We start from the raw sequence: 12707 nt of genomic DNA, 5'->3' as shown, positions 1-12707 counted from the left end.
CAATATTATTTCCAAAGGAATCTCCCGGCTGCAACCCGCTAGAAACGGGCCAACAACCACGAGGTTTTTGGCATTTGACATTGTGCACGCTGTTGAGTTCTCAAGGATCGGACACACCCAGCCGCCGGCCACGAAGACCATTGCACTGGAGTACTTCTCTTATTTCTTGTCGCCCAGCACGAGTTAAATTGAATCGACTTCGTGTGAACTTCATCAAGTCACTGTCACGCGGAAAATTCCGGGCTATTTTGACTTGGGATTGGTCCCGCTTGAGGCCGGAAGCGCTTGGCTTTTTCCGAACCTGTGGGGTGACTTAGATGACATTACGGTGAATCCTGATACCCCGCAACTCACTGCTACATCCCGGGCGTGTCGGGGGCGGTCATCCGCTCGAAACACGCCCGAAATGCCCCTCGCGGGCCTCCCGGCGCGTCCGGGCCCACCTCCTAGCCGTGGGCCCAGTTTATAAACTGGGCCCACGGACGGGGCCTGGGCCCCGTCCGAAAGCAGGGAAGCGCGGAGGCTAGGGTTCGGGGGCGAACGCCACGAAGAGTTCGCTCACCGAGTTGTAGTACTGGTCGGTCCTGCCCTTATGCGTCATGCCGATACGAAGGCACACCCGCTGCGACGGCCGGTTGCTGGGCGTGGTCACCGCCACCACCCGATCGAGTCCCGTCTTCCAGCCTTCGGCCAACACAGCGGATGCCGCTTCAGTCGCGTAGCCGTGGTGCCACGCGTTCGGGTGAAAGTGCCAGCCGATCTCGGTATCCCCCGACGGCACGAGCGGTGTCACCGGACTCGACGCCGGAATGGACTTGAGTAATAGGTTGCCGAAGATCTCGCCGGTGTCGGCATCCGTCACCGCTCGAATGGCATGAATGGGATGTTCCATTCCCTGCCAGCGGTTGATCACCGCGATCGCCTCGGCGCGGTCGGTCATCACCCGTGGATTCAACCCGATGTGTTGTTGCACGGACCACAGCGAATACAGGCCGAAGACGAAGTCGGTGTCATCGAGGGTCCAGGGGCGCAGCAGCAGGCGTTCGGTTCGAAGAGTTTCCACGTCGACATCTTGCCACCCGCATCTGCCGACCCCCTGCAACGGAGCCGTCGAGGTGGCTACTCGACGAAAATACCCGCGAGCGTCTTCTTGCCGCGGCGCAGCACCGCTACTCCCCCGGGAAGCACCGATCCCTCAATGGTCAGGTCGACACTGGTGACCTTCTCATTGTTCAGGTACACCCCACCCTGCTGAACCGCACGCCGGGCGTCACCGATGCTCTTCGACAGCTCGGTGTCGACGAGCAATTGCAGCACGGTCGCGTGCGGCGCCGTCGTGGTGTGCGGAAGTTCGCGCAGGGCGGCCTCCAGAGTGTCCGGGTCGAGCTCGGCCAGGTCACCCTGGCCGAACAGGGCCTCGGCGGCGTGGATGGCAGCATCCGTCGCCGCCTGGCCGTGCACGAGGCTGGTCACCTCGAGCGCGAGCCGGCGCTGCGCTTCTCGGCGGAACGGTTCGGTTTCGACGAGTTCGGCGAATCGCTCGATCTCACTGCGTGAGAGAAACGTGAACACCTTGAGCCGAAAGACCACGTCGGCATCATCGGTGTTGAGCCAAAACTGGTAGAAGGCGTAGGGGCTCGTGAGGTTCGGGTCGAGCCAGACCGCGTTGCCCTCGCTCTTACCGAACTTGGTGCCGTCGCTGTTGGTGATGAGCGGGGTGCCGATGGCGTGCACGGTGCCGCTTTCGGCGCGACGGATGAGATCGGTTCCGCTGGTGAGGTTGCCCCACTGGTCGCTGCCACCGGTCTGCAGCACGCAGCCGTAGCTGCGGAACAGTTCGAGGTAGTCCAGGCCCTGCAGAATTTGGTAGCTGAACTCGGTGTAGCTGATGCCGGCGTCGGAATTAAGACGCGCGCTGACGGCATCCTTTTTGAGCATGGTGCCCACGCGGTAGTACTTGCCGATTTCGCGCAGAAAGTCGATCGCGCTCAAGGGCGCGGTCCAGTCCAGGTTGTTCACGAGCGTGACGGCGTTCTCGCCCTCGGAACTCAGGAACCGGGAGACCTGCGCCTGCAGGTAGCCCACCCACTCTGCCACGGTGTCGGTGGGAGTCAGCGTGCGCTCGGCGGTGGGGCGCGGGTCGCCGATGAGTCCGGTGGAACCGCCGACCAGGCCGAGCGGATGATGCCCCGCCAGTTGCAGACGCCGCATCAGCAGCAGCTGCACCAGGTTGCCGAGGTGCAGGCTCGCCGCGGTCGGGTCGAATCCGCAGTAATAGGTGATCGGGTCACCATCGAGCAGCGCTTTGAGCTCGGTTTCGTCGGTGGAGACGTGCACGAGGCCGCGCCAGTTGATCTCCTCCCACACGGAATCGAAGGAGGGATCATTGGTCTGCTGGGCAAGGATGGTGGGGTCTGACACGCGTTCAGATTACCAGCCGGGGACGCCTCACCGAATCGGCGGCAGCATCCGCTCTCCTCGTGCGACAATTCAGCCTAAAGCCTATACTGGGCTTGATTTAGCCTCTGGGCTTAATTAGACTGAATGCAGGACGGAGCCTGAGCCATGTTTGTCATCACCGCTGACCAGATCGACAGCCGCAACGATCACGATCGTGCGCGGGAGATGATCGCCCGGCTCCTGGCGCAGAATCCGGATGCCTTCAGCCTGCCGCCCGACCAGACCGCCGGCGATGAGATTCAGCTGCTCGTGTCGGCGGCCCGGCCGACGCTCTCCACCATTCTCGCGCTCCATCGGTCCGGCCACTGGAGCGTCGGGCTCGGCGTGGGAAGCGTGCGCACTCCCCTGCCGGCGTCTACCCGGCAGGCCACCGGCGGTGCGTTCATCGCGGCCCGCGATGCCGTGGTGCGCGCGAAGCGAACCGAGGCGCACTTTGCGCTCGAGGTCAGTCCAGCTGATGCAGCCGCCCCGGGCATCGAGGCACTCGTCACCATGCTGTTGCTGCTGCGTCAACGCCGTACCCCCCAGGGCTGGGAAGCCGGCGACCTCTTCGAAAGCGGGCTGGCCCAGACCGATATCGCTGCCGAGCTTGGAATCACGACCGGGGCCGTGAGCCAGCGACTCAAGGCAGCGCAGTACCGGGTCGAGCAGGCAGCCCGACCGGCGTTGGTTAGGCTGCTAGAGCAACTCGACCACGACGCGAACGAATCGGAACCCCTATGACTTTCACCGTTCTCACGTTCCTGTACTGGGTCGCCCTGATCCTGGTCACCCTGGCCTCGCTCACCTGCGCGGCGATCGCCTTCAAACTGCACCGCCAGCTCTACGCGATCGCTGCCATGGCCACACTCGCCCTGGCCCTCGTGCTCGCCGCGGTCCCCATGGGCCCCGGCCCCAGCGCGTTCGGTATCGTGCTCGGAATGCTCGCGCTGGCCCTCGCCGTGATCGGCGGCGGCCCGGTCGCCGTGCTCGCCCTCGATCTGGCCACCAACAACTCGGTACCGCCCGGCCAGCACGGCGGAATCATGGTGCTGAACGCCGGCAAACCGGCCCCGACCATGGCCGGGGTCAGCGACCCGGAGACCCACGAGGTGCTGCGGGGCGGCGTGACCATCGGCATCCTGGAACGTCTGGCCGTGGCCGGCGCGATCCTGGCCGGCTTTCCCGAGGCCATCGCCATCGTCGTCGCCATCAAGGGTGTCGGCCGGTTCACCGAGCTGGCCGCAGCCGAATCGCGTGAGCGGTTCATCATCGGCACCCTGTCGAGCCTCATCTGGGCCTGCGGCTGCGCTGCCCTGGTGCCGATGGCGCTGGTCTAGCGACGCGCCTGCCGAGTCGATCGCCGATACGGCGAAACGGATGCCTCCCCCGGCACCCAGAAGCGCCACGGGTACTCGACTTCCCCACCGAGACCGCTCACCCCGGTACGCGGCCCGGTGGCGAAATCGGCGCGGCGGGCCGGCACCTCAAGGTCGAACGGCGCCACAGTCAGATCGGCGCCGTCATCGCCGAGCACAATGCCGAGGGCCTTGGTCAGCCGGGCCGGGCCGCGCGCGAGGTCGGCATCCGTTTTTGACGTCAGGCGTCGACTGCGGGCCTCGTCGATTCCCGCGACGACCTCGCCGCCGCGCAGGAGTACGGCCGATGCCTCACCGTCCGGCGAGCAGACAACGTTGGCGCAGACGTACATGCCGTAGCTGAAATAGGCGTAGAGATGCCCGGGCGGGCCGAACATGGTTTGCGTGCGGGGTGTGCGACCGCGAAAGGCGTGCGAACCGGGGTCGCTCTCGCCGAGGTAGGCCTCAACCTCGGTGATGCGTACGGAGACCGCCCCACGGGTCACTAGCGCGCCGAGCAGCAGCGGGGCGACCTCGAGTGCGGGTCGCTCCAGCAGGCCCGGCGCGAACGTCACTACTACCGGCTGAGCGCGGCCGTCAGGTCGCGTACGCGGGCCACGAGGTGGGCGCGCTGCTCGGCGACTCGCACCGGAGCGGTGCCGCCGGCGCCGTCACGGCTGTCGACCGATCCACGGATGGTGAGAACGTCGCGCACTTCCGGAACGAGGTGCGGCGAAATCGCCAGCAGCGCCGCGTCGTCGACCTCGTGCAGGTCGAGTCCGTTGGTCTCGGCGAACTTCACCAGGGAACCGGTGATTTCGTGCGCGTCACGGAACGAAACGTGGCGTTTGACCAGCCATTCGGCGACATCGGTGGCGAGGGAGAAGCCCTGCGGTGCGAGCTCGGCCATCCGCTCGGTATGGAAGGTGAGGGTCGCGACCATGCCGGTGAAGGCGGGCAACAGTACTTCGAGGGTCTGGATCGAGTCGAAGACCGGCTCTTTGTCTTCCTGCAGGTCGCGGTTGTAGGCGAGCGGCAGTCCTTTGAGCGTGGTGAGCAGCCCGGTGAGGTTGCCGATCATGCGGCCCGACTTACCGCGAGCGAGCTCGGCGATGTCGGGGTTCTTCTTCTGCGGCATGATCGAGGACCCGGTGGAATAGGCGTCGTCGAGGGTGACGAACCCGAATTCGCGGGTGTTCCAGAGAATGATCTCCTCGGCCAGCCGCGACATGTCGATGCCGATTTGCGCGGTGATGTAAGCGAATTCGGCGACCAGGTCGCGGCTTGCGGTGCCGTCGATGGAGTTCTCGACGACGGCGGCGAAGCCCAGGTCGGTGGCAACGAGGTGCGCGTCGAGACCGAGGGTGTTGCCGGCGAGGGCGCCGGACCCGTAGGGCGAGGCATCCGCTCGCCGGCCCCAGTCGGCGAAGCGGTCGAGGTCGCGCACGAGCGGCCAGCAATGCGCCAGCAGGTGGTGGGCAAGCAGCACAGGTTGGGCGTGCTGCAGGTGGGTGCGGCCGGGCATGATGGCGTCCTCGTGCGCTTCGGCCTGTGCGGCGAGGGCGTCGATGAGCTCGATCACGAGCGAGGCGAGAATGGCGGCGTGGTCGCGCAGCCACATGCGCACGAGCGTGGCGACCTGGTCGTTCCGGCTGCGGCCGGCGCGCAGCTTGCCGCCCACCTCGACACCGATGATGTCGATCAGGCCACGTTCAAGAGCCGAGTGTACGTCTTCATCGGCTTCGGCTGGCAGAAATTCGCGGGCGACGACGGCGCGCTCGAGTTCTTCGAGCGCGCCGACCATCTGGGTCAATTCGGTGTCGGTGAGATATCCGGCGGCGGCGAGGGCCCGCGCATGCGCGCGGCTGCCCTGCAGGTCGTATTCCGCCAGCATCCAGTCGAACTGGGTCGACTTGCTCAGCCGCGCCAGTTCCGGCGACGGTCCCCCGGCGAAACGGCCACCCCAGAGGGCGCCAGCTCGGCCGGCGCGGTTTTTCTCACTCGACACGCGGGCCCTACTTCGCGGCGGCGTCGCGGCGTGCGGCGACCTTGCTCGGCAGCGACCACAGTTCGATGAATCCCTTGGCCATGGTCTGGTCGAAGGAGTCGCCGGTGTCGTAGGTGGCGAGGTTGAAGTCGTACAGGCTGGTCGTGCTCGAGCGTCCCGTGACGACGGCGGTGCCGGCGTGCATTTTCAAGCGGATGTCGCCGGTCACGTATTTCTGCGTGTCCTCGATGAACACGTCGAGGCTCTTCTTCAAGCCGGAGAACCAGAGTCCGTCGTAAACGAGTTCTGCCCATTTACTCTCGACGCCGCGCTTGTAACGGGCTACGTCACGCTCGAGGGTCATGTTCTCGAGTTCTTCGTGCGCGGCGATGAGCGCTATTCCGGCGGGGGCTTCGTAGATTTCACGGCTCTTGATGCCGACCAGACGGTCTTCGACGATGTCGATGCGGCCGACACCCTGGTCACCGGCGAGACGGTTCATGAGCTGGATCATCTGCAGCGGACTGACCTTCTTGCCGTCAATAGCGACGGGCACGCCCTGCTCGAAGGAGATGACAACCTCGGTCGGGGCGCGGGTGACCGAGGGATCCTGGGTGTAGGTGTAGAGGTCTTCGATTGGCGCGTTCCACGGGTCTTCGAGGAATCCGGTTTCGACGGCGCGACCCCAGACGTTCTGGTCGATGGAGTACGGGCTCTTCTTGGACTGCGCGATGGGCAGGTCGTGCTTGGCGGCATACTCGATGGCCTTGTCGCGGGTCAGTTCGAAGTCGCGCACCGGGGCGAGCGAGGTCAGCTCGGGGGCGAGGGCCGCGACGGCCGCTTCGAACCGAACCTGGTCGTTGCCCTTGCCGGTGCAGCCGTGGGCGACGCTGTCGGCGCCGAGTTCGATGGCGGTGGAGGCGAGGTACTTGGCGATCAGCGGACGGCTGATGGCCGAGACCAGCGGGTATCGCTTCTGGTACAGAGCGTTCGCCTTGAGCGTCGGCACGATGTAGTCGTTCGCGAACTCGTCCTTGGCGTCGATGACGATGGATTCGACGGCTCCGCAGTCCAGGGCGCGCTGACGGATCACGTCCATGTCTTCGCCCTCCTGTCCGACGTCGACGGCGAGGGCTACAACCTCTTTGCCGGTGGCGTCCTTGAGCCAGCCGATGCCGACCGAGGTATCCAGCCCGCCCGAGTATGCGAGTACAACGCGTTCCGCCATGGTTCTCCCTAAATCTTGATCTGTCTAAAGTTTACGTGTTGCGGCGCGGCCCCCGGTCGCCCGCCTGCACTGCGGACGGGGCCCAGGCCCCGTCCCGGGGCGAGGGGTCGGTCAGGCTGCGTTTTGCGCGAGCAGCCAGACCAGCAGCGCCTTCTGGGCGTGCAGGCGGTTCTCCGCCTCGTCCCAGATGATGCTCTGCGGGCCGTCGATGACCTCGGCGGTGACCTCGTAGCCGCGGTCGGCCGGCAGGCAGTGCATGAAGTGCGCGCCCGGCTTGGCCAGGCCCATGAGCTGGGCATCGACCCGGTACTGACCGAGGTCGCCGAGCCGCGCGGCCTTCTCCTCTTCTTTGCCCATCGACACCCAGGTGTCGGTGATGACCACGTCGACGCCCGCGACAGCCTCACTCGGGTCGGTGAAGAGGGCGACCGAGCCGCCGGTGCGGGCGGCGATGACCGTCGCATCCGCTACCACCTGGTCGGTCGGCGTGTAACCGACCGGTGAGGCGATGCGCACGTGCATGCCGGCAGTGGCACCGGCGAGCAGGTAGGACTGGCCCATGTTGCAGGCGCCGTCGCCGAGAAAGGCGAGGGTCTGGCCCGCCAGGTCGCCACGGTGTTCGCGAATCGTGAGCAGGTCGGCGAGCAGCTGGCAGGGGTGGAAGTCGTCGCTGAGCGCGTTGACGACGGGCACCGTGGTGCCGAGCGCCATTTCTTCGAGCCCGGCCTGGCCGTAGGTGCGCCAGACGATCGCGGCGACCTGGCGTTCGAGCACGCGGGCGGTGTCGGAGGCGGTTTCCTTGCCGCCGAGCTGGCTGTTCGCGGTGCTGATGATGAGCGGGCTGCCTCCGAGGTCGGCGATGCCGACGGCGAAGGAGACCCGGGTGCGGGTGGAGGACTTGTCGAAAATGACCGCGACGGTCTGCGGGCCAGCGAGCGGGCGCACCGCGAATCGGTCTCGCTTCAGCTCCAGGGCCAGATCGAGAATCTCGGCCTGTTCGGCCGGGGAGATATCGTCGTCGCGCAGGAAATGGCGGGTCACGGTGTCACTTTCGGTTGTCGTTGTTCAGTTGCAGAGCGGATACCGCCCCACCGTCTTAAAATCACACGCGCCAGCGTAAAACCGGCGCAAAGTGGGATTCGTCCAGCCTAGAGGCTGGCGAGGGCGCGCCCGAACCGCACTTGGAAGTCGGCGATTTCGGCGTCGCCCACGATCAGCGGCGGGGCGATGCGAATGCTGGTCTCGTTGGCGGCGTTCACGATGAGTCCGTTGGCCAGGGCGGCCGCACCGAGCTTCAACGCGACCGGTTCGGCCAGGCCGACGCCGAGCAGCAGGCCGCGTCCGCGAACCTCCTCGATCAGCGGCGAGTGGAAGCCGAGGATGATCTCGCGCAACTGCTGGCCTCGCCGGAAGGCATTCGCGGCGAGGTCGTCGCGTTCGATCACGCCGAGCACGGCGTTTGCTGTCGCGGTGACGAGCGGGTTGCCGGCGAAGGTCGAGCCGTGCTGGCCTCGCCGAAACAGGTCGGAGGCCCAGCCGAAGGTGACCAGCGCACCAATCGGAACACCGCCACCCATCCCCTTGGCGATGGTGACGGCATCCGGAAGAATCTCAGCGTGGTTGTAGGCGAACCAAGCGCCGGTGCGGGCGATGCCGGTCTGGATCTCGTCGATGATCAGCAGAACGCCGTGTTCGGTGCAGAGTTCGCGGGCGCGTTTGAGAAAGCCGTCGGGCAAGTCGATGACGCCGGCCTCGCCCTTGACCGGTTCCAAGAACAGGGCGGCGACGGTGTTGTCGATCGTCGCTTCGAGGGCCTTGATCGTGCTGTCGATGTGTTCGACCCCGCCGGGAACCGGTTCGAACGCCTCCCGCATGTGTGGCTTGCCCGAGAGCGCGAGTGCGCCCATGGTGCGACCGTGAAAGGAGTCGTGCAGCGAGATGATGCGGTTGCGATGGCCCGTGTTATTCAGCCGGGCCAGTTTGAACGCGGCCTCGTTGGCCTCGGCGCCGGAGTTGCAAAAGTAGACGCGACCTTCGTCGCCAGCGCCGGTGATGCGCTTGAGGCGTTCGGCCAGTTCAATCTGCGGCGGCGTGGCGAAATAGTTGGAGACGTGGCTGATGGTGCTGATCTGCTTCGTGACCGCCGCGACGACCTCGGGGTGGGCGTGACCGAGCGAGTTCACGGCGATTCCGGCCAGAAAGTCGAGGTACTGGGTGCCCTTTTCGTCCCAGACGTAGCAGCCTTCACCGCGCACGAGCATCGCCAGTGGCGGGCTGAACGTGCGCATCATCGAATCGGCGAACCGGTTCTGCCAGGGTTGGTCGGTCATGCGGGTACTACCTCCGTGCCAATGCCGCTTCCAGTGAAAATTTCGAGCAGGATCGAGTGCGGCACTCGCCCGTCGATGATCGCGGCCTTGGCGACTCCGCCGTCGACAGCGTCGAGGCAGGCCGTCATCTTGGGAATCATGCCCGATTCCAGCTCGGGCAGCAGGCCACGCAGCTCGAGAACGTCGATGATCGATACGAGCGAATCCCGGTTCGGCCAGTCGCGGTAGAGCCCCGCAACGTCGGTGAGAATCACGAGTTTGGCCGCGCCGAGGGCGATCGCGAGTGCGGCAGCAGCAGCGTCGGCGTTGACGTTCAGGGATTGACCCGGGACATCCGTATCTGGGGCGATCGATGACACCACCGGGATGCGGCCGGCCGCTAGCTGCGCGAGCACGGCTTCGGGGTCGACGCCGACGACGTCACCGACGAGTCCGAGGTCGACCTCGACGCCGTCGATGACGACGCCACGACGCCGTCCGCGAAACAGGCCAGCGTCCTCACCGCTGAGCCCGGCGGCGAGCGGACCGTGCTGATTGATGTGGCTGACCAGGTCGCGGTTGATCTGGCCGGTGAGCACCATGCGCACGACGTCCATCGCCTCTGGGGTGGTCACCCGGTAGCCGCCGCGAAACTCGCTCTCGATGCCGAGGCGTTTCAACATGGCCGAAATCTGCGGGCCGCCGCCGTGCACGACGACCGGGCGGATGCCCGCGTAGCGCAGGTAGACCATGTCTTCGGCGAAGGCACGCTGCAGGTCTTGGCTCACCATGGCATTACCGCCAAACTTCACGACGATGATCTGGTCGTGAAAGCGTTTGAGCCACGGCAAGGCTTCGATCAGCGTTGCCGCTTTAACGGATGCTTCGGCCTGGCTGGTCTCGTCGAGCTGGGTTCTGGGTGTCTCGGTCATGGTCAGCTCGAGTACGCGCTGTTCTCTTCGACGTAGTCGTGGGTGAGATCGTTGGTCCACAGGGTGGCCGTTTCGTCCCCCGCGTGGAGGTCGATCAGCACGGTGACCGAGCGCTTCGTGAGGTCGACGAGGTCGCGCGGCTGGTCGGGCTCCCCCGCGGTACACACCTGCACACCGTTGATGGCGACGTCGATGCCGTACGGGTCGAAGGCGGCGTCCTTGACCGGGACGGTTCCGGCTGCGGCGAGCACGCGGCCCCAGTTCGGGTCGTTACCGAAGATGGCCGACTTGAACAGGTTGCTGCGGGAGACGGCGCGGGCCACCGTGACGGCTTCGTCTTCGGAGACCGCGTTGGTGACAGTGATGGCCACGTCGTGCGCGGCGCCCTCGGCGTCGCCCTGCAGCTGAAGGGTGAGGTCGCGGCAGATCTCGACGAGCGCTGCGGTGAATTCGGCCAGGTCGGCGCTAACGCCGCTGGCCCCGGAGCAGAGCAGGCTCACGGTGTCATTGGTCGACATGCAGCCGTCCGAGTCGAGGCGGTCGAAGGTCACTCGCGTGGCCGCGTGCAGCGCAGTGTCGAGCTCAGCCGAGTCGAGCACGGCGTCGGTCGTGATGACGACGAGCATGGTGGCCAGTCCGGGCGCGAGCATACCGGCCCCCTTGGCCATGGCGCCGATGCTCCAGCCGGCCGGGGAAGTGTGCGCGGCCTGCTTCGGCCGGGTGTCGGTGGTCATGATGGCCTGCGCGGCCAGGAGGCCGGCGGCGGGGGTGGTGGCGGCATCCGTTTTGATGGCGAGGGTCGCGTCCCAGACGCCCGCGGTGACGAGGTCGAGGTTGAGCTGTTCGCCGATCAGGCCGGTGGAGCAGACCAGAACGTCGCCGGAGGAGAGGTCGAGCCGCTTCGCGACCGCTTCGGCGGTGGCGTGCGTGGTCTGAAAGCCGATGCTGCCGGTGTAACAGTTGGCCCCGCCGGAGTTCAGCACGATTGCGCTGACCTGGCCATCGCTCATGACTTGGGTGCTCCAGATGACGGGGTTGGCCTGGCAGCGGTTGCTCGTGAACACGGTCGCGGCGTTCTGCAGCGGGCCGAGGTTCTGCACGAGGGCGAGGTCGAGCCCACCGGACTTCTTCAGGCCGGCAGTGACGCCGGCGGCAGCAAAACCGGCGGGAAGGGTGACACTCACGGAGCAACTCCATTCATGGTCAAACCGAGTGTTTCGGTCAGACCGAGGGCAATATTGGCGGATTGGATGGCAGCGCCGGCGGTGCCCTTGACGAGATTGTCGATCGCGGTGATGGTGACGACCCGGCCGGCTGCTTCGTCGACGGCCAGTCCGATCAGTGCGGTGTTGGCGCCGAGTACGTCGGCCGTGCGCGGAAAATGTCCGTCGGGCAACAGGTGCACGAACGGTTCGTCGGCGTAGGCGTCCTCCCAGGCAGCGCGCACGGCGGCGGCGCTCGTTCCCGGCACGAGTCGAGCGGTCGCCGTGGCGAGGATTCCGCGGGACATCGGCACGATCACCGGGGTGAACGAGATGGTGGCGTCGGGGGACGAAGCGGATGCTGCGCTGGTCGGGTCGGCGGGGCCCGCCGCCGCGGCCCAGCGCAGCAACTGCACGATCTCCGGAATGTGCCGGTGCGTGCCGCCGACCGCGTACGGGTTAGCTGAACCCAGGATCTCGGCCGCGAGGTTCGGCACCTTAAGGCTCTTGCCGGCGCCGCTCGGGCCGACGGCGAGCACGGCCACGAGGTCCTGCGCTTCGATCACGCCCGCGTGGATTCCGGGGGCCAGGGCGAGGGCGACGGTGCTGGCGTTGCAGCCGGGAGCGGCGATGCGGCGAGCGCCGACGAGCCGGTCGCGCTGTTTGCCGGCGCCGATGGGCAATTCCGGGACACCATAGGTCCAGGCGCCGAAGTAGTCGCCGCCATAGAAGGCCGCCCAGTCGTCGGAATTCTCCAGGCGGTGGTCGGCGCCGCAGTCCACCACGAGGGTTTCGGCGGGGAGGTGGGCGGTGATCTCGCCGGACTTGCCATGCGGCAGGGCGACGAAGACGACGTCGTGGCCGCTGAGATTCTGCGGCGTCGTGTCGACCAGGGTGAGCTGGGCGAGGGAACGCAGCGAGGGTTGAACGTCGATCAACCGCTGCCCGGCGTTGCTGTGCGCGGTGACCGTGCGCACCTCGAATTCGGGGTGTCCGGCGAGCAGCCGCAGCAGTTCGCCGCCCGCATACCCGCTCGCGCCCGCCACTGCCACCGAAAAAACCATGTGTTAAACCTAGCGCGGCCCTGGCGGCCCCGTTTCCGCGCCGGGCGCGGCGTCATGCGCGGGTCGGGGCGCATCCGCTTGCTGCGCCGCACCCCACCGCGCACGGCTCGTGGCACCCGGTCGGCTCGCAGCACCCGTCCGGCTCGTGGCCCGTGTTTGCGAAGCTCGCACGTGTTCAAACCAGTGCC

General features: G+C 66.4%; 12 protein-coding genes. 2 read left to right on the top strand and 10 right to left on the bottom strand.

Translation table 11 applies throughout. The features are described from left to right. Nucleotides 1-523 precede the first annotated feature (523 nt). Complete coding sequence (locus tag E3T35_RS16560; RefSeq protein ID WP_134343685.1) at nucleotides 524-1063, bottom strand: GNAT family N-acetyltransferase; 540 nt, start codon at nucleotides 1061-1063, stop codon at nucleotides 524-526. Between the two features lie 56 nt (nucleotides 1064-1119). Beyond that, nucleotides 1120-2421 carry a tyrosine--tRNA ligase gene (gene tyrS / locus E3T35_RS16555; RefSeq protein ID WP_134380112.1) on the bottom strand — a complete coding sequence of 434 codons (1302 nt, stop codon included), beginning with the start codon at nucleotides 2419-2421 and terminating at the stop codon, nucleotides 1120-1122. A gap of 144 nt (nucleotides 2422-2565) precedes the next feature. Here tyrS and E3T35_RS16550 point away from each other — a divergent pair, with 144 nt between their 5' ends. Both E3T35_RS16550 and E3T35_RS16545 read left to right on the top strand, forming a co-directional pair. Then, nucleotides 2566-3183: a DNA-binding protein gene (locus tag E3T35_RS16550; RefSeq protein ID WP_134380110.1), complete on the top strand. Its 618-nt coding sequence runs from the start codon at nucleotides 2566-2568 to the stop codon at nucleotides 3181-3183. Further along, a complete protein-coding gene (locus E3T35_RS16545; RefSeq protein ID WP_134343682.1) occupies nucleotides 3180-3779 on the top strand; it encodes a hypothetical protein in 600 nt (199 codons plus the stop codon). The genes E3T35_RS16550 and E3T35_RS16545 overlap by 4 nt, the downstream gene beginning before the upstream one ends. Here E3T35_RS16545 and E3T35_RS16540 read toward each other — a convergent pair. From E3T35_RS16540 to argC, 8 genes are all read right to left on the bottom strand, one after another. Beyond that, a complete protein-coding gene (locus E3T35_RS16540; RefSeq protein WP_134343681.1) occupies nucleotides 3776-4372 on the bottom strand; it encodes a DNA-3-methyladenine glycosylase in 597 nt (198 codons plus the stop codon). The genes E3T35_RS16545 and E3T35_RS16540 overlap by 4 nt on opposite strands. A gap of 2 nt (nucleotides 4373-4374) precedes the next feature. Then, a complete protein-coding gene (gene argH, locus E3T35_RS16535) occupies nucleotides 4375-5805 on the bottom strand; it encodes an argininosuccinate lyase (protein WP_134343680.1) in 1431 nt (476 codons plus the stop codon). A 7-nt stretch (nucleotides 5806-5812) separates the two neighbouring features. Then, nucleotides 5813-7012, bottom strand: a complete 1200-nt coding sequence (locus E3T35_RS16530; RefSeq protein ID WP_092341079.1) for an argininosuccinate synthase — start codon at nucleotides 7010-7012, stop codon at nucleotides 5813-5815. Nucleotides 7013-7123: 111 nt separating this feature from the next. After that, nucleotides 7124-8053 carry an ornithine carbamoyltransferase gene (gene argF / locus E3T35_RS16525; RefSeq protein ID WP_134343679.1) on the bottom strand — a complete coding sequence of 310 codons (930 nt, stop codon included), beginning with the start codon at nucleotides 8051-8053 and terminating at the stop codon, nucleotides 7124-7126. A 107-nt stretch (nucleotides 8054-8160) separates the two neighbouring features. Further along, nucleotides 8161-9342 carry an acetylornithine transaminase gene (locus E3T35_RS16520; RefSeq protein WP_134343678.1) on the bottom strand — a complete coding sequence of 394 codons (1182 nt, stop codon included), beginning with the start codon at nucleotides 9340-9342 and terminating at the stop codon, nucleotides 8161-8163. Beyond that, the gene (argB, locus tag E3T35_RS16515) at nucleotides 9339-10253 is read right to left on the bottom strand and encodes an acetylglutamate kinase (protein WP_134343677.1); all 915 of its coding nucleotides are present in this window, start codon (nucleotides 10251-10253) and stop codon (nucleotides 9339-9341) included. Before argB ends, E3T35_RS16520 begins: the two co-directional genes overlap by 4 nt. A 2-nt stretch (nucleotides 10254-10255) precedes the next feature. Further along, nucleotides 10256-11437 carry a bifunctional glutamate N-acetyltransferase/amino-acid acetyltransferase ArgJ gene (gene argJ / locus E3T35_RS16510; protein ID WP_134343676.1) on the bottom strand — a complete coding sequence of 394 codons (1182 nt, stop codon included), beginning with the start codon at nucleotides 11435-11437 and terminating at the stop codon, nucleotides 10256-10258. After that, entirely contained in the window at nucleotides 11434-12519 is a 1086-nt protein-coding gene (argC, locus tag E3T35_RS16505) for an N-acetyl-gamma-glutamyl-phosphate reductase (protein WP_134343675.1), read from the bottom strand. Before argC ends, argJ begins: the two co-directional genes overlap by 4 nt. Nucleotides 12520-12707 lie beyond the last annotated feature (188 nt).

This window comes from Cryobacterium sp. TMT1-2-2, from assembly GCF_004403505.1.
Taxonomy (GTDB): Bacteria; Actinomycetota; Actinomycetes; order Actinomycetales; family Microbacteriaceae; genus Cryobacterium; species Cryobacterium flavum.
The sequence above is the reverse complement of the archived record's forward strand: the minus strand, read 5'-3'. Positions and strand labels throughout refer to the sequence as shown.